Genomic DNA, 17,927 nt, shown 5'->3' with positions numbered 1-17,927 from the left:
CTTTAATGGCCGAGCCTGTGGCAGACTGGCACGAGCGGGCGCCCGGGAGTGCGCCGCAGAGGACGCGTGAGACGCGTTTGGTGGCAAGTTGAACGATGTCGCCCTTCCCTTTGACAGCTTCGGCGTGAGCCACAAGGGCTGTGTCCGCGAGCACAATGAGGACAACTATCTTCTCGAGCCGCGAACCGGGCTTTGGGTGGTGGCCGACGGAATGGGCGGGCATGAGGCCGGAGAGGTCGCCTCGGCCAGCATTGTCGACCATCTGGCCACGATCGGCATCGCAAGCTCCGCTCCGGATCTGCGGGCGCGTTTCGAGGACAGGCTGAGCCGGGCCAATGCCGAGATCCGCAGCATATCGGAATCGCGTGGCATCACCATCGGCTCCACGGTCGCCGCCCTGTTGGCGATGGACGGACGGTTCGCCTGCCTGTGGGCGGGCGACAGCCGGGTCTATCTGATCCGCAACGCCGCGATCTCGCAGATTTCGAAAGACCACACCGAAGTACAGGAACTCTTGGATCGAGGCATGATCAGCGCGGCCGAGGCGCTCACCTGGCCACGCCGCAATGTCATCACGCATGCGGTCGGCGTCAGCGACGACTTCGTCATCGATTTCCAGCAAGGCGAACTGATGCCGGGGGACATTTTCGTGCTGGCCACCGACGGGCTGACCGCACATGTCACCGACGCGGAGATCGAGGCCGCTGTGGTGTCGGCAACGCCTCAGGCGGCCGGCGAAAACCTGCTGGAAACGGTTCTGGCGCGAGGCGGAACGGACAATGTCACCATTGTGCTGGTAAAGATCGGAAACGGGCGCAATGGACAATCGCTCCACCCTGATCTGTCCAGAGCGGAGGGCTGAGGCTGATGAGCGCCGACGACAAGACGCGAATTTCGCCGCAGGTGGCCAACACCGCGGTCGGCACGCAGCTCAGCGGCATCTACGAACTTGACGAACGGATCGCATTCGGCGGCATGGGTGAGGTCTACCGTGGCCACAACATCCAGACCGGAGACCACGTCGCCATCAAGATCGTGCTGCCCGAGTTTGCCCGCGACCAGACGATCCTGTCCTTGTTCCGCAAGGAGGCCTCGATCCTCAACCATTTGTCGCATGACGCGGTCGTGCGATACCACGTCTTCACCATCGATCCGGGGATCGGCCGTCCTTACCTGGCCATGGAATTCGTTGACGGCGAGTCGCTGTTCGACATCATGCGGCGCGGGCCGATGCCGGTGGAAGAGGTGCGCAAGCTCTGCCATCGCCTCGCATCCGGCCTGGCCGCCGTGCATCAGGCCGGAGCAATCCATCGCGACCTCTCGCCCGACAACATCATCCTGCCAGGGGGCCGGGTCGACCGCGCAAAGATCATCGATTTCGGCATCGCGCGATCGGCGACCGTGGGCGGGGAGACGCTGATCGGCGGAAAGTTCGCGGGAAAATACAACTACGTTTCACCCGAACAGCTCGGACTGTACAGCGGCGACGTCAGCGAGCAGTCCGACATCTACAGCCTTGGGCTGGTGCTGGCTGCCGCTCTGCGCGGCAAGCCGATCGACATGAGCGGATCACAGTACGAGATCATCGAAAAGCGCCGGACCGTGCCCGATCTCTCCGACATCGACGACGATTTTCGCGGCATTGTCGAAGCCATGCTGCAACCGGATCCGCAAGACCGGCCGGTCAGCATGGCTGACATCGCCAGGATGACGCGCGGCGAAGACGAAGCAACAACGCCGCCGCCATCCAGGACACCCCGTGACCGTCCGGCTCTGCCAGCGGCCGAGCAAACCCTTGCTCCTGATCCCAAGCCCCAGCCATCCAATGTCGCGGGGCACAACGCGCCGGCGGCAACAGGCCCGGGCGAACAGCGCTTCGTCCCGCATGTCCGGCCCGCGCATTTGTCCGAGCCGCAGCCTTCGCCGATCGCCGGGCCGCCGCGCATGGCCGCGAGCAACGTCCCCGGAAAACCTGCGAAGACCCGAACAATCGCGATTGCCGCCTTGGCGACACTGGCTGTCGCCTCAGGCGCCGGCCTTTACCTGAGCGGCTTCATGACGCCGGCGGCGCCGACTGCCGGCAAGACGTCGCTTTCGCCCGAACCCTCGAAGCCTGTAGCGGAAACGTCGAAGCCGACCCCGACGGACAAGGTCGCGAGCGCCCCCGAGCCGGCAAAGCCGGTTGCGCCCGCGCAGCCGGAGGCCAGCGTCCCGCCGGCTGAAAAACAGCCAGAGGCCGCGGCGGCTCAAAAGCCGCAGCCGGCCGAGGCCCTCCCGAAGCAGCCGGCAATGGCAGCGCAACCACAAACGGAGGCGAACGCGCCGCCGGCTGCAAGCCAGGCAGATGCGAAGCCGGTGCAAACGCCCGAGCCGGCGAAGCCCATTGCTCCCCCGCAAACCCAGGAACCCCCGAAGCCTTCTGCAACGGTCGCGCAGCCGTCCGAAACGGCATCGCCGGCAATCCAGCCGGATACGATGGCCCGCAACAGTCAGACGGCAGCTCCAGCACCTGAGACGATAGCTCCAGTCCCGCCGGCCGAGAAGGCCGCAGCACCGCCGCCGGTCCTGCCAAAGGTTGTGGAGACCCCAAAGCCCGAGCCGCAGATCAGCCAGCCGGAAGCCAAGGCGGCCGTGCCGGCACCCAAACCGAGCGTGAGCCAGACGGATACCGCGAACGCCGAGGGCCAAAACGCATCGTCACCGCCGGCCAACCAGCCGGACCAACCAGTCGTCGCATTGAACCTGCCCAAACCGGCGATCCCGCCGGTCGTCGATGACAGTGCGCAACGGGTCTCCTGGGTTCGCGACTTCGGCGGCGGCGACTGTTTCTACGCGACCATGACGTCGTCGACCGACAAGGCCGCCGCGATCGAAGGTTTCGGCACGGCGGTCCAGCCATTCGAACGGATGCTCGGCGATTTCCAGGCAAAATTCCATGTCGAGCCGGACATCAGCGTCCGCCTCATCGAGCCGAGCCAGTGCGAAGTCACCAACTTTCTGCGCTTTCTCGGGCAGACCACGGCCGACAAGCCGCAGCTTGTTCTCGACCGGACATCGGTGCCGAACGGGACGCCGATCAGCGGCACGCTGGTGACGCGCGGCGGGCTCATTTCCAGCGTGCTGCTGATCGATCACAAGGGCATGGTGTTCAACCTCGACGACCGCATCGTCGCGCAATCCGACAGGGCTACCTTCAGCATCCCGATTGGCCTCGGCGCCGCCGACAAGGCCGCCGGGAAGGCCGTGCCGCAGATCATCATGGTGATCACGGGTCCGCAGGATATTCAGGCGGCCTCCTTCTCGACGCCGACGCCGGCCTCGGTTCTGCTGCCCAAAATTCTCGAGGAGATCGAAACCGACGGATCGCAATTCTCAGCCACTGCCAAGTATTTCCGGCTCGGCGGATAGCATGGGCGCCCGATGGAACTCCGCCGCGCGTGTTTGCCTCATTCGTCTGCCGACCTGCCGATAGAGCAGCGTGATCCAGCTCGAGCCCGGCTTGCCATGACAGGCCGCGTGAAGCTTGCGGTCATGGCAGGAGCGGCACTGCTGGCCGTGCTGGTGTCCAGTGAAGCGCGCGCCGAGTTCACCGTCTGCAACCAGACGCTCGACGTCGTCAATCTGGCGGTCGGCCAGAAGGTCGACAATGCGGACCAGACCGACGGCTGGTGGACCATCGGCGCCAACCAATGTGTCAACGTCATCCGTGAGGAGCTGACGAACCGCTACATCTACATCTATGCGACGGATGTGTTCGGCCATGCGATCCTGACCGGATCGACCGAGATGTGCATCGAGCGGCGGCGTTTTTCGATCCGCGGCATCGACGAGTGCTGGCAGCGCGGCCACATCGCGGCGCAATTTCTCGAAGTCGATACGCTCGAACAGGCGCGGTGGACCTTCTTCCTGACCGGAAGCAATCCGTGACGCACAGTATCGACACCAGCTTCAGAGAGAAAAAGCAGGCGCGAGCCGCGCTGCGCAGGCGCACGCTTTGGCGCCGGCTCATTGCCGGGTTGGCCGTGATTGTCCTGCTTTCGATCGCTGCCGGTTTCTACCTCACCGCGGACTATTGGTCGTTTGGCGACGAAGACGAGGAGTTGCACGCGGTTGAAGGCGCGGACGATGTGCCGGCCGATGCATCCGTCTATGTGCCTGCCATTATCGATCTGGCGGGAGATCCGATGTGGATCACGCTTGCGCCCGATGCCGACACGGCAAGCAAGGGCCATGCGGTAGCGCGCCCGGCCGAGCTCGACAGTTCCGGCGCCTCGCCGCAGATCGAGATCCTCTCCGACGTGATGCTGAGTGCCAGCGAAAAGTTCATGACGACGATCCCGTCGACGCAGGAGGACTTCGCGTTCTTCCAGGCACAGCGGCGGACCGCTCCGACATCTCCGGCTGCCGCACCCGCTGAGCAGGCCGCTCCGCCAGCCCCGGCGGCGGCACCGGACGACCAGCAGGGCGACCTGGATAATGACCTGGCCGCACCCGATGCGAGCGGCGCCCCGGCCGGTTCGGCGCCCAAGGCTGATGCCGACGACCCGGAGGCCGGATGGGGAGAGACCATCGATCAGGGCGAGGCAGCGCTGCCCGCCTTCAAGAAGACCCAGATCGAGAACAATACGACCGTGGCAACGGTGACCAGCGAGTACCAGCGCTTCGAGGCGACCGAAGACACGTTCGTGAAGATCCTCAACGACCGCAGCCTGGACAGCGTTGCGCTCGATGCACATTTCTCCGCCGACGATGCCAAGCTGGCCGGCGAAGCCCTGAAGGCGATCTTCAACCGGGACGGTCTGGAACCGGGTTATGTCGTCGCCATGCGCGGCTTCCGGCCGAACCGCGAGACGACGACGATGTCGCTCATGCAGGTCTCGATCTACGCCAAGAATGTCTTTGTCGGCACGCTGACACGCAACGCCGCGGGCGCCTTCGTATCGGGTGTCGATCCCTGGGTGCGCGAGGACCTGTTCAACTATTCCGGTGCCGAACAAGGCGGGCCCAAGCGGCAATACCGCCTGCTCGACGCGATCTATTCGACGGCTGCGCGCAACAAGGTTCCAACCGGCGTCATCGGCGAGGCGATCATGTACCTGTCGCGCGGACAGGATCTCGACGCCTTCGCCAGCGAGGACCAGCGCCTGGTGCTGATCTACTCGCAGACGCCGCGCGGCAAGGAAGAGACGTCCGGGCGGGTGCTTTATGTCGGCGTCCAGGGCGGTGAGAAGACCATCGACTGTTTCGTCTTCCAGCAAAGCGACGGCCAGTACGCCTGCGTCACCGGCAATGACGAGGTGCGTTCGCTGACTGTCGCCAACGGCATGGTGACCCCGGTGAACGGGGTCATGACCTCGACCTTCGGCCCGCGCAAGCACCCGATCCTCGGCGTCGTTCGTATCCACAAGGGTGTCGATTGGGCAGCCCCTGTCGGCACGCCGATCATGGCGGCCTTCGACGGCGAGATCAGCTTCCAGGGCGATGGCGGCAGCTATGGCAATCTGGTGAAGATTACGCATGCGAACGGGCGCGAGACGCGCTACGCGCATATGCAGAAATTCGCCATTGCGAGCGGCGTCGGCACCAAGGTGAAGGCCGGCGACATCATTGGCTATATCGGCACCACCGGGCTTTCGACCGGCCCGCATTTGCATTTCGAGCTCTACCAGAACGGCGAGGCGATCGATCCGCTGGGGACGGTCACCACGGTCGCCAGCTATGATACTGGCAGTTCTGGCAATTCCGGCGATGTCGCCGTCGAAACGCTGACCGAGCGGATCGTTCATGTCGAAAGCGGCGGCAGCGCCCGCGCCAAGAACCCGAATTCCTCGGCGACCGGGGCCGGCCAGTTCATAACCAAGACCTGGATCCGGATGATGAACACCTACCGGCCGGAACTTGCACGCTCGCTGTCGACCGCCGACCTGCTCGCCCTGCGCTACGACGCCACCATCTCGCGTGAGATGGTGCGCAATCTGGCGCGCGAAGGCGAGGCCTATCTGCGGGCGCGCGGTCACCAGATCACAGCCGGCCGGCTCTATCTCTGCCATTTCCTCGGCATGGAAGGTGCGCATCAGGTGCTGTCGGCACCGGGTTCTGCGCAACTGAGCGCCGTGCTGGGGTCGGCCGTCATCCAGGCCAACCCGTTTCTCACCGGCAAGACAGCCAGCTATGTGGTGGACTGGGCCGAAAGGAAGATGGGCCAGAAGCTCAGCCGTGTGGCCACCGACGCCAGCCCGCCGCCGACGACTACGGAGATCCGCCAGACATCGCCGGAGTTCGAAAAATACAAGCAGGCCGTCACCGCCCTCATCAGCTCGATTCAGACTGCGCTTTGAACCTGCCGGCCACGGCATCAGCCCCTCAGGCCATTGGTGTCACTATTTTCGGACCGTTGTGAACCAAAACTGCGGTCAGGACCACATATGTCCAAGGAGCCATTTTTGGCACAAGCGACCCAGTCGCCGACGAAATCTGGCATCCGCCGACATCAACAGTGCCCCCAGTGGGTAGAGGGCTGGTCCATGAAAACGATCACAGTCTTTCTGAGCGGAATTATCGTGGTTTTCCTTGCCGCCTTCGGCGCCGGGGCCGCCGCGCCAGACGCCAAGCGCGTCGCGCTGGTGATCGGCAACAGCAACTATGTCCATGCGGTTACCTTGCCCAACCCCGCCAACGATGCCCGCCTCATCGCATCGACGCTGCGCAATGCCGGCTTCGAGGTGATCGAAGGGGTCGATCAGGACAATGCCGGCATGCACAGCCTCATCAGCCGGTTCACAGAGCAAGCCTACGACGCCGACCTCGCGGTCATTTTCTATGCCGGTCACGGCATGCAGGTCGACGGCAAGAACTACCTGATTCCGGTCGACGCCGATTTGACGTCGCCGGCCTATCTCAAGACACGGACCGTTCAGATCGACAACTTCATGGCCGCGCTGCCGCCCGACCCAGCGATTGGCGTCATCATCCTCGATGCCTGCCGCGACAATCCGTTGGCAAGGACGCTGGCGGCCTCACTGCCGAAAAGCCGCTCCACCTCGCTGGGCACCGGTCTGGCACCGGTCGAAGCGAGATCGGACGGCGTCGGTACCGGTGGCCTGCTGATTGCCTATGCAACAGATCCTGGCGCCATCGCCTTCGACGGCGACGGGGCCGACAGTCCTTACTCCACCGCGCTCGCCAAGCATCTGACCGAACCCGGCGTCGAAATCCAGAGCGCGCTGACGCGCGTGCGCGGCGAAGTGACCGAAACCACGCAAGGCCGCCAGCGGCCGTGGCATAACGCATCGCTGGGACGCGAGGTTTTCCTGGGAAAACCCGTCGCCGCGGCGGCGGCTGCAAATCCCGTGGCCGACGCATCGCACGCATCCGCGACATCCGCCCGTGCCCCTGTCGCCAGTGGTTCTCCTTCCTGGGAAGTCGAGCAACGTCTTTGGGATGAGGCTTCGAAGCACAATTCCGGTCCGTTCTACCAGGCCTATCTCGACCAGTTCCCGAACGGCCGCTTCGCCACAGTGGCGCGGCTGAACATCGACGAACTGAACGGCCCGACAGCTCAAAACCGGCAGGTCGCGGCACTTGATACGAACCAGGCGAGCACCGGTTCCGGCTCTGCCGTGCAGACCTCTATCAGCGTTCCGGACGAGATGAAGCAGGCGCCGGGCACCGCGTTGACGGAAAGTGCGATCGGCCTCGACCGCCAGGGCCGCATCGACCTGCAATTGCGGCTCGAAGCGTTGGGCAACGAGATCGGTCGCATCGACGGAACCCTGGGCTCTCAGACCCGTGAGGCGATCGGCATCTGGCAATCCGATAACGGACTGCCGCAAACCACCTATCTGACGCGCGAGCAGCTGGCGTTCCTGGTGATCCAGTCAGATCCGCAGATGGAAGCCGTGCGTGCCGGATACGCCGCCGATCAAGCCAGTGCGGCGCAGCCGAAAAAGCAGGTGGTGCAGAAGGCCCGCACGATGAGGCCGATGGCACAGAAACCCCGCAAGCAGCAGCAGGTCGTTCAGAAGTGGCGCAACCGCGAGACCATGGCGCGGCTGGATGATCCTCCGCCGCGCCGGCGCAACAACGACTTCCTGACAAGGGCACTGATCTTCGGCGCCGGTGTGGCCGTGGGCAGCCTACTCAAGCAGTGACAGCCGCGCGCTACTGGGTCTTTATGCGCATTTCCACGCGGCGGTTGGCCGGATCGTAAGGGTTGGCGCTGCGCGGATTCTTTTCGCCCATGCCGATCGCATTGATGCGGGCCGGTTCGATGCCGCTGGCCGTCAGGAAAGCTGCCACCGATTTCGCTCGCCGTTGCGACAGGCCTTCGTTGTAATGCACCGTGCCGGTGGCGTCGGTGTAGCCTTCGACGACGAAGCTGAACGTGCTCAGCCGGCTGTCCTTCAGCGCCTTGGCGAACTCGTCGAGTTCAGCGCGTGCGGTGGTGTCGAGTGTGGCTGAATCCAGGCCGAAGTTGATCAGCATATCGAGGCTGGATTTTTCTCCCGGCGCGTCTTTTGCCTTGGTCTTGCTCTTGCACTCCTCCTCGGTGCCGACGCAAATTCCCCGCGACTTGCCGAGATCGGCCGCGCCGGCAAAAAACTTCACGATGTCTTCTGATTTCTGAACGGGATCGGCGGAAACGTGGGTCGAGAAAAACACGACCGCCAACACAAAGGCTGACCTGCCCCACTGCATAGCGGTTACTCCTGTTTGAGCATCCGATTTCGACGATCGCCACGATACCAAATTTCATGGCAATTGTCTGTCGATAAACGCTCTTGGGCATGATTGTGCCGAGGGGTGTTGCGGCGGCAACGGGTTGAGACTTGACCCGCGCGGCGCCTGGGGCTTGAGTGGCCAAGGCTTCTCGATGAAAGCGTGGCGGTCATGGCCAATGGGCTCCGATTCAAGACGGCACGAGATCTTTTCACGGCTTGTCCCGCCATTGCCCGGGACATGAGAACCCTTCCAACCGACCAAAACCCGATCGCGTTTTGCCGCGAGCTGCTGGCCGGGCGCGTTCCCGAAGAAGCTATTACCTTCTGTGCCTACCTGCTTCCCGAGCGGGCCGCGGTCTGGTGGGCGCATGAATGCCTGAGCCATCTGACCGAGCTGTTCGATGGAACCGATCAGGAATTGCTTGCGCGTGTTGGCGACTGGGTGGGTGAGCCGGACAATCCCCGCCATCAGGCAGCCGTCGGTACAGCGGCAGTGACACCCCCAACAACGCCGGTCGGCTGGATTGCGCTCGCTGCCGGATGGCGGGACAATGGTTCGGCAATGGCCGCGACGATGGCACCGGCCTTGCAACCATTTCCTGCACAACCATTTCCCGCCGCCCATGCAGTCAATGCCGGGATACTGGCCGGACTGGCCCGTGTCGCCCTCGCTGACCGGTTTGCCGTTCTTTCGGCATTTGTCGAAATGGGCATCCAGATGGCCGAGATCGAGGCGCGCCAATCGGCGGATGCCTATTAGAGCCGCCTACTTGCAGCCACCTTGCGCCCATTTGGCCAGCGCCACCTTGAAGCGTGTTCCCAGCGGATGTTGCAGGCGCAAGACAGAGACGTCGTTTGCGGCGAAATTTTTCGCCTGATCGCACAGCCGGGTCTCGTTCCATTCATGGCAGCCGTCGCAGTGCTTGTCCTCCCAGACCGACTTGTCCAACCCCTCCACCGGGCTGAACAGCGGCTTGCCCTTGATCAGCTCGGCGATGCTCTTGCCGTCGATTGCCGCATCGCCGAAGTCGATCGGATGGTTGAAAAGGATCGGGGCATCCGACGCCAGTTTGGGGATCTTCTGGCGCAGCACATCGAGCGCAAGCTGGTCGCTGTTTTGGCCTGACGCACCAGCCGCGGCGGTGTTGCGCGCGTCGGAGCCGCCTTCGGCCTGGGGTGTGCTCGCTTCGCCCACGATCAACGGCGCATTGAGGTCGACCTTGTGCAGGACAACCTCAGTGGTCAGTGAAACGTTGAGCCAGGGGCGCTGCTTGCCGGCCGTTGCCTTGAAGACGTCACCGGTCACCCGGTTCATCGCCTCGGTGATGGAGACGTTGGGCGCGCCGATGTGCTGAAGCAGTGCGGCGGTGAACGGCGAATGCTCGCCCGACCCGTCATAGGCGAGTTGATTGGGGCTGGCGGCGAAGGCGACAAGCGTGCCGGCGCCACCATTCTCGATCGGGATCTCGGCCAGGCCACTGCTGGCGCCGTTGACGCCCGCGGTCTTGGCCAGCACGTCGACGAGGGGATTGTCGCGGCAAGCATCGAGAAACACCAGCCTGATGCTGGTCTCCCGCGACATCTGGCGCAGAACGAAATCAACCGACACGGCCTCGAAGTCGAGGGAGGTCTCGTCCTCCAGTGCGGCGTCAACCGGAAGCAGGTAGTTCTTGCCCGAAACCTGCAAGCCGTGGCCGGCGTAGAAGAACAGCGCGATATCGGCACCGCGCACCTGTTTTGCGAACTGGGCGATCGTCGCCTGCGTCTGCGGCTTGGTCAGGTCGAAGCCCGAAACCACCTCGAAGTCGAGCTTCTTCAAGCGTTCGGCCATGGCCTGGGCGTCGCGCACAGGATTGGCGAGTGGTGCTGCGTGCTGATACTGGGCGTTGCCGAGGACCAGGGCGACGCGGCGCTCGGCACTGGCGGTCGTCACAGTCAACAGCAAGGCGAGCACCAAGAGCCCGGCAGCGCGAAACAGGCCACCGCAACGGGCGATCAGATCGGACCTCACCGCCACCTCAGAGCTTGGTCGCGGAAAACTCGATCCGCCGATTGAGCGCCTTGTTCTTGGGTGTGTCGTTGGCGGCAACTGGCCGCTCCTCGCCGTACCCGGTCGCCGTTATCTGCGTGCGCGGAATCCCCGCGGCAACAATGGCATCGGCGACCGCCTGGGCTCGCCGTTCAGACAATTGCTTGTTCGCCTCCGGCGATCCGTCGGAATCGGTATAACCGGAGACCTCGACCTTGAGGCTCGGGCATTTGCCGACGACACCTTCGACCTCTTCAAGCAGCGGCCGGCTTTTCGCGTCGAGCCGCGCGCTGGCAGGCCGGAAGTAGATGGCGCCGGTGCGCGAGAGCACGGCGAACCTGTTCAGGCATTCCTCGTCGCTGAAGTTCGTCTTGGCGGCATCGGTGGCGACCGGGCCGACATCAGCCGCCGCGGCGGTCGGAGCGGCGGCCGGCTTGCTGCCGTCAGCGGTGAAGACGAAATCGAACGACACCGACGCGGTGGGCACGATGTTGGTGACATTGGCCGCCTGCTGCAGCTTGTCGACGTTCGGCAGCAGGCCGAAATCCTCGACATGGACAGCGACCGGAGCCTCGGAGGCAACCGACACCATGGTGTCGCTGATCATGGTGACGACGACGCTGGCCTCGAGGTCCTTGTCGACACCGTGCAGATTGAGGCGGAACGGCAGCGTTGCCTTCACCCTGCGCTTTGTCGCCAGGTCGGCGAACGCGGCGGGATCCACCTTCGCCGTCAGTTCGGCGGTCGGGTATTTGAATGTCTCGAAGAACAGGAAGCGCATGCGGACGTTGCGCAGGTCGACGCCGGTATCGACCGAATTGAGGTCGAACGTAACCTTGGCATCACCCGCCGAACTCAGCGTGCCGGTGATGTTCCTGATCTTGTTGGTCTCGACGATCGTGTTCTTCTTGACCGACTGGTAGGTGATCACCGAAGCGGCGGGATCGAGCGTCCAGTTCGGCGCTGCGCTGGCGGCTTGCGATCCGAGCAACAGCAATAACGCAACGATCAGGCCAAGGGTCCTCGTGGTGAGGTCCCTGAATCCCGTTTTCCACCATAATGCGACGACTTCGAACATGGAACGCCCCTGCCCAGGACTACCGTATCGATACCGACACCGCGCGAACGCGATCGAAGCATAAAGCACTAGCACGCTCTTGGCGAGCAATTGCGGCCGGTCTCCGGTGCGCGCCGAATTGGTGTTGCCAAAGAGGGTCGTAGCTTGACCTGCTTGTTGCAAGCTCATCCCCAGCCACCGCCACCGCCACCCGTACCGCCGGTGCCGCTGCCGCCGCCTCCACCCCCGGTAGGCACAACAGGCGGGGGAACAGTGGTTTCCTCAACCGGCTTGATCACCTTCTTGGCGGTGACCTTCTTCTGCTGGCCGATCTTCGGCGCGGACGTCGTGCGAACGAGCTTCGGCTTGTGCTTGGTCGTTGTCACCGTCGGTTCGGCCTTGGGCGGGACGGACATGCAGCCCGTTAGCGCCGCCAGGGCACCGGATAAGACTGTCGCAATCAATGCCTGCTTCACTGCCCTGCCCACCATTGCCTCCTTGTGAATCAAAACAGGTCCCGACGCGGATTGGCTTGCTCCCAGACCGCTCTGGCCGCCTTGACCAGTTGGTCGTCCAGCGAGCCGTTCGCCGCGATCTTCGACTTGAGTTCGCCGCGCAATTGCGTCAGCGCAGCTGTTTTCGCCTTCACTCCGAATTTTGTCAGCGTCGCCTGCGCGCCCGGCAATTCCTTGCGAAGATCAAGTGCGACGGCGAAGGCCAGGTAACGCACCGCTATCGCCTGGTCGGCCTTGTCGCCCTTCTGCATTTCGAGAGCCGCACGATCGTATGCGCCGGACTGATCACCGCGTGCGGTGGCGAGCTCAAACAGTCTCTGCGCTTCATCGAGGTTCTGCCCGACGCCGACACCGTCCCGGTACATGCGCGCGAGGCTAGCCGGAGCGTAGGGCTGGCCGAGATCCATGGCCTTCTGGAAAAGCCCTTGCGCCTGGCTGGGATCCTTCCCGACTCCCACGCCTGCCAGGTAATTGCGGCCGAGCAGGTTCATCGAATACATGTCCTGCCGCTCCACGCCTGCCTGCAGGAAGGCGACGGCGCGGGCCGGATCGGCGGGCACGCCGTTGCGGCCCTCCGTGAAGATCGCGGCAAGATCGTTCATCGCATAGGTATGGCCCATGGCGGCCGCCTTGAGCAGCAGGTCCAGCCCCTTGCCGGTGTCGCGCTCGACGCCATAGCCGTTGAACAAGGCACGCCCCCATGACGTCATGCCGTAAGGATCGCCCTTGTCGGAGGCCGCCGCATAAAAGGCATTGGCCTGCTTGCGGTCGGCGGGCATTCCCGTTCCCGTCGCGTTGAAGTAGCCGAGCTCGAACACGGCGCGGACGTGGCCTTTGTCGGCTGCCGCCTGGATGGCCTTTTTCGCCTCCTCGACCTTGCCGGCCGCAAGCAGCGCCCGGCCCAGTTCGTAGCGGAAGCGGGCGACATCGGGATAGGCCTTCACCGCCGCCTCGCAGGCCTTCACGGCCTCAGTGCCGATTTCATTCGGCAGCAGGCCGGGGACGACGCCTTGCAGGTCGAGAGGCTCGCCAGCGGCCTGGTCGCAAGGATCGACGCTTGGCGACAGCTTCATCGTGGCGGGCCTGGATGAGCTGCTGTCGGCCCGGATCTCGAAGCCGACCTCGACCGGCTGGGCCGCACCGATCTGGGGCTCGTAGCGCAACTGGTCGACCTCATCGGCCATCAGGCTCGACTCCGGCGACAGGGCGCGATCCGGCAGGGACAGCGTACCCGTTGCCGGATAGCTCGCCAGTTTCAGGCTGACCGCAGGATCGTTTGTCGGGAAGTCCAGCTTCAGCGGAACCGGGCCGACGCCAACCGGGACGCTGATCTCACGGTTTTCGATCGCCTCGGCGGCGCCGGTGATGTGGATGCCCCGTTCCAGCACCTGCTGCTTCTGCTCGGTCTCGAGCGAGGCCACGATCTTTTCGCCCTCGGCGCCCTCACCGTTCTTGACACGGAACACCATGATGCCCTGGGCCTGGCCACCCCAATTGTCGTGCGTGGCGTAGGCCAGCATGTCGACCTCTTCGGACGCACCGGCACCCTTGGGCACATCCATTTTCAGGCGCGGCAGGTCCTTGCCCTCGATCTGTTCGCCGACCGCCACAGCCTTGCCGTCCAAAAGCAGGCGCCCGAGTGCTGGCGGCCTTTCGATGCTGACGGTGATCGATCCGCCATCGACATCAAGCGGCTCCGGCAGGTCCAGGGCAACAGGCCCGACACCCGACGGCACCACCTTCTCCAGAACCGGCGGCAGCGAAGGCCGGCTGGCGCGGCGCATCAGCACGACTTCGTCGATGAGCGACGAGTTTTCCCAGGGAACCTGCTTGCCGTCGGTGGCCTCGACCACATCGCGGCGCACCGCGGCCATGACCGTGCGTATCTCCTGGTTCGGCGCCAGCGCCCGACGCGAGAATGCGGATGAAAACGGGCTGAGGTCTCCCGCTCCATCATAAGCGACCGCCCCTGGCTCGGTGGCAAAGGCAATCAGCGTGTTCAGCGAGCTTTTAACCTGCGCAAGACCGGTGTTGCCGGCCGTGATCAGCTGGTCCCTCAGCCAATAGTCCTTGCGCGGAAACGGATTGTTGCGACAGGCATCGAGGATGATCACCTGGATCTTCGATTTGGCGCGCAATTGCTGCAGGACATCGTCCAGCTTGACCGCCTGGACCTCTATGTCGGCCGCATTCTTCAGCGAGGCATCGACGGGGATCAGGAAATTCTCGCCGCCTATCTGAAAGCCATGACCTGAGTAGTAAACGACGGAGAGATCGGCGCCGTCCGCCGCTGCCAGGTAGTTGCGGAACTGCTCCTCGAACTGCAGCTTTGTGAGATCCTTGGCGACGAACACTTCGAAGCCGGCCAGCCGAAACGTCTTCGATACGTCCTCGGCATCCTTGTCGGGGTTCTTGAGCACGGGGATTTCCCGGTATTCGGAATTGCCGATCACCAGGGCGACCCGTCGATCGGCCGACGCACCGAAGCTCGTCAAGGCCGCTACGAAGAAGATAGCGATCAATCCGCAAAGTCGGAGCATGGCAACCGCCTCAACCGCCGCGACCCGACGACCACAAGCTCCCCAGATTGCGGTATCAAGGTCTGTTGAAGAACTCACAATTCGCCGAGACAGAAACAGGAAAAGAGCGAAAAACCGCCTCGGCAGCAGGCACCTTCCTCATCCCGATGTGTAAACTACCTCAGAGCCGAACCATCCGCAATGAGTGTCGAACCGCCCCGATGTGGCTGTCCGGCTCCGAACACGACTTTTTGAAACAGAAGGGGCCAGCAGGGCATCTCGTGTAGCAGCCACCTGCTACCAACGATGTGAATTTCGGCGCTACCTATTGTGAATGGCGGACCTGGCGATGGCAGTGTAGGGTTCGCTGCAAATAAGAATGACCCGTATCGCGGGCACTGCCAAGCCAACGAATCTGGGAGGATTCATGGTCGAGATCATCTCCAAGCAGGACGGCCCACGGCGCGAGGATGCTCAGGTCAAACGACTGATCGAGCAGAACCGCTCGACCATCGTTCGCCTCGCCGACCAGATCAGCGGCGGTGGCTATTCAGCCTCCAGGAAGCCGCGCCAGCAGCCGAAGGCTGAAGGCCTGATCATCCATGTCGGCGGCGGTGCTGCAACCGCCACCGAAGCGAGCCCGTCCATTCGCGTCACCATGAACGGCCGTGTGATCTCGAAGGATCAGAATACGGGCCGCCAGCTTCACCATATCGGCGATGTCCGCAACCGGAACGGGGAGCAGGTCTTCGTGCTGGCAACGAAGCTGAACGGCTTCTTCTCACCGGTCGACGAAACCATCGCCGAGGCGCTCGCCGGGCTGGACGGGTCCCGGCTGACCGCGACCTATAGCGAGGAGCAGCTTGCGGCCGACATCGGCGCGAAACTCGGCATCGACTGACGGCAAGCTGTTGGGCGTGGCTCTGCATGCCCAATCCGCGACAGCATACAGAAATGGCATACCTCAAAAGGTACTGTGATGACTGAATGAGAAACGCGAGCGGCCCCAATCCGATGAAAACCGATGCTCTTGCGACGCATGCGTCGATGGCCACCGGACAACTGGTTCTGGACAGGATCGACTATGATGAGCGCGCCACCATGCGCGCCTGGGAGAGTTTTCTTTCCGACGAGCCGACATCGGCGCGCGATCCGGTCCACGTCCGCTCGCTGATCCACGATTCCTGGTATCGCAGCGCCACCGGCGGCATCAATGCGCAAGGCATCGAAGCGCCGCTGAGCAGTGATCGCGACGAGATCGAATATCTGACCCGCGCCAATGCCGAACTGCTTTCGGCGGCGCGCCGGTCGTTCGCCTCGCTTGGCCAGTTGCTGGACGGGACAGGCGCGATGCTGGTGCTGGCCGACAGCGACGGCGTGCTGATCGACGCCATCGGCGACAAGAAGACCTTGCATGACGGCAGGGATATCCATCTCGCCATCGGCGGCAAATGGAACGAGGGCGCGGTCGGAACCAACGGCATCGGCACGGCGCTTTGGACCGGTGAGCCGACTTTCGTCCATGCGGCCGAGCATTTCTGCGCCGGGATAAAATCCTGGACCTGCGCCGGCGCACCGATCCGCGATCCGTTGGACGGCAAGATCATCGGCGTCGTCGACCTGTCGGGCTATTCGCCGATCTTCAGGCCGCACAACACCGCACTCGTCGCCGCCACCGCCAGGCAGATCGAAAAGGCATTGGCCGAGCAGCAGCAGGAACAGCGCACGCGCCTGCTCGAAGCCTTCATTTCCTCAGCACCCAGCTACCGCCGGAAGGATGGGCTGGTGATCGTTGATCATCGCGGCCGCGCCATTTTCTGCAACAACGTGCCCAATGGCGACACGACGGAGATGATGGACGGCCCGATGGAACCAGGGCGTGGCCGCTGGCTGATGAACCTGCCTGCCTCCGGCTCGGACACCGATCTCGCCAACGCGCTGCCGCCGCATCTGCGCTCCTGCCACGTCACGCCGCTGAAGCTCGACGGCGACCTTCGCGGCGCGGCCCTGGTGTTCCCTTCGGTGCCGGCTGTTTCCAGCATGACGGTGATGCGCCGGGAGGGGGACAAGCACCTGCGGGCAGCCGCGGCAATGATCGTCGGCGAAAGCGAAAAATTGCTGGCGGCCGTCGATATCGCCTCCCGGGTGGCCGGGTCGAACGGTGTTACCTCGTTGCTGATCGAAGGCGAAACCGGGGTCGGAAAGGAGCTGTTTGCACGGCTTGTCCACGCCGGCAGCCGGCGCACAGAAAACGACCCGTTCATTGCCATGAACTGTGGCGCGATTACCAAGGAATTGTTCGGCAGCGAATTGTTCGGTCACGTCTCCGGCGCCTTTACCGGCGCTTCGCGCGACGGCAAGCCGGGCATCTTCGAACTCGCCAATGGCGGCGTGCTCAGTCTTGACGAAATCGGCGAGTTGCCGCTCGAAATCCAGCCCTTCCTGTTGCGTGTCCTGGAAGAGCGCGTGGTCCACCGTATCGGCGACTCCAGGGGACGGCCGGTGGACGTGCGGCTGGTCGCCTCGACCAATCGCGACCTCAAGCAGGAGGTCGCCGCCGGGCGCTTCCGCAGCGATCTCTACTACCGCATCGGTGCGGTCTCGATCCATGTCCCGGCGCTACGCGATCGCGGCGACGACGTGCTGCTGCTGATCGAGCATTTCAACCGGCAGATCGCGAAGCTGGCCGGCAACGACCCGCTGGAGTTTTCGAACGAAGCGCTCGATGCGCTGCTGGCCTATCGCTGGCCGGGCAATGTGCGCGAACTGAAAAACCTGGTCGAGCGCCTGCACATACTGGCGCGCGGCGGCACGATCGAATTGCAGGATCTTCCCGGGGAAATCAGTGCCGGCGATCGCGGCAGCATGGCGATGCACGGCGACCATCCGGCAGCCATGCTCGAAGCCCCGGTGTGCACATTCGAGGATGCGGAGCGCCAGGCGATCAAGAATGCGCTTGCGGCGGAGAGCGGCAATCTCAGCAAGGTTGCGCTGCGGCTCGGCATTTCGCGGCCTACGCTCTATCGCAAGCTCGGCCAATACGGCATCCGCCGCGGCTTCCTCTGATTTCGATCTGCCTACCGGCAC

At 63.7% G+C, this 17,927-nt stretch carries 13 protein-coding genes; 8 read left to right on the top strand and 5 right to left on the bottom strand.

Annotated elements, in window-relative coordinates; translation table 11 throughout:
- The first annotated feature begins 88 nt into the window (after positions 1 to 88).
- From AC1DX4_RS13565 to AC1DX4_RS13545, 5 genes are all read left to right on the top strand, one after another.
- A complete protein-coding gene (locus AC1DX4_RS13565) occupies positions 89 to 862 on the top strand; it encodes a PP2C family protein-serine/threonine phosphatase (RefSeq protein ID WP_477220777.1) in 774 nt (257 codons plus the stop codon).
- A gap of 5 nt (positions 863 to 867) precedes the next feature.
- Entirely contained in the window at positions 868 to 3,408 is a 2,541-nt protein-coding gene (locus AC1DX4_RS13560) for a serine/threonine-protein kinase (RefSeq protein ID WP_477220776.1), read from the top strand.
- 96 nt (positions 3,409 to 3,504) lie between these two features.
- Positions 3,505 to 3,927, top strand: a complete 423-nt coding sequence (locus AC1DX4_RS13555; protein WP_477220775.1) for a DUF1036 domain-containing protein — start codon at positions 3,505 to 3,507, stop codon at positions 3,925 to 3,927.
- Positions 3,924 to 6,338, top strand: a complete 2,415-nt coding sequence (locus AC1DX4_RS13550; RefSeq protein WP_477220774.1) for a M23 family metallopeptidase — start codon at positions 3,924 to 3,926, stop codon at positions 6,336 to 6,338. The genes AC1DX4_RS13555 and AC1DX4_RS13550 overlap by 4 nt, the downstream gene beginning before the upstream one ends.
- A 186-nt stretch (positions 6,339 to 6,524) precedes the next feature.
- Complete coding sequence (locus AC1DX4_RS13545) at positions 6,525 to 8,150, top strand: caspase family protein (protein WP_477220773.1); 1,626 nt, start codon at positions 6,525 to 6,527, stop codon at positions 8,148 to 8,150.
- 10 nt (positions 8,151 to 8,160) lie between these two features.
- On the opposite strand, the gene AC1DX4_RS13540 is transcribed toward AC1DX4_RS13545, so the two are convergent.
- Entirely contained in the window at positions 8,161 to 8,697 is a 537-nt protein-coding gene (locus AC1DX4_RS13540) for an OmpA family protein (protein WP_477220772.1), read from the bottom strand.
- Between the two features lie 192 nt (positions 8,698 to 8,889).
- On the opposite strand from AC1DX4_RS13540, the gene AC1DX4_RS13535 reads away from it, so the two are divergent.
- Positions 8,890 to 9,480, top strand: coding sequence for a DUF6931 family protein (locus tag AC1DX4_RS13535; RefSeq protein WP_477221088.1), 591 nt, complete (start codon positions 8,890 to 8,892; stop codon positions 9,478 to 9,480).
- 6 nt (positions 9,481 to 9,486) lie between these two features.
- On the opposite strand, the gene AC1DX4_RS13530 is transcribed toward AC1DX4_RS13535, so the two are convergent.
- The 4 genes from AC1DX4_RS13530 to AC1DX4_RS13515 form a co-directional block, all read right to left on the bottom strand.
- A complete protein-coding gene (locus tag AC1DX4_RS13530) occupies positions 9,487 to 10,731 on the bottom strand; it encodes a caspase family protein (protein WP_477220771.1) in 1,245 nt (414 codons plus the stop codon).
- A 7-nt stretch (positions 10,732 to 10,738) separates the two neighbouring features.
- The gene (locus tag AC1DX4_RS13525) at positions 10,739 to 11,827 is read right to left on the bottom strand and encodes an OmpA family protein (RefSeq protein WP_477220770.1); all 1,089 of its coding nucleotides are present in this window, start codon (positions 11,825 to 11,827) and stop codon (positions 10,739 to 10,741) included.
- Positions 11,828 to 11,991: 164 nt separating this feature from the next.
- Complete coding sequence (locus tag AC1DX4_RS13520; protein WP_477220769.1) at positions 11,992 to 12,222, bottom strand: hypothetical protein; 231 nt, start codon at positions 12,220 to 12,222, stop codon at positions 11,992 to 11,994.
- A gap of 89 nt (positions 12,223 to 12,311) precedes the next feature.
- Complete coding sequence (locus tag AC1DX4_RS13515; RefSeq protein WP_477220768.1) at positions 12,312 to 14,861, bottom strand: caspase family protein; 2,550 nt, start codon at positions 14,859 to 14,861, stop codon at positions 12,312 to 12,314.
- Between the two features lie 406 nt (positions 14,862 to 15,267).
- Here AC1DX4_RS13515 and AC1DX4_RS13510 point away from each other — a divergent pair, with 406 nt between their 5' ends.
- Complete coding sequence (locus AC1DX4_RS13510; protein WP_477220767.1) at positions 15,268 to 15,741, top strand: hypothetical protein; 474 nt, start codon at positions 15,268 to 15,270, stop codon at positions 15,739 to 15,741.
- A gap of 86 nt (positions 15,742 to 15,827) precedes the next feature.
- On the top strand, positions 15,828 to 17,906 hold the full coding sequence (locus AC1DX4_RS13505) for a sigma-54-dependent Fis family transcriptional regulator (RefSeq protein WP_477220766.1): 2,079 nt from the start codon (positions 15,828 to 15,830) through the stop codon (positions 17,904 to 17,906).
- The last annotated feature ends 21 nt before the right edge of the window (positions 17,907 to 17,927 follow it).

This window comes from Mesorhizobium sp. P3_A8, from assembly GCF_056402995.1.
The sequence above is the reverse complement of the archived record's forward strand: the minus strand, read 5'-3'. Positions and strand labels throughout refer to the sequence as shown.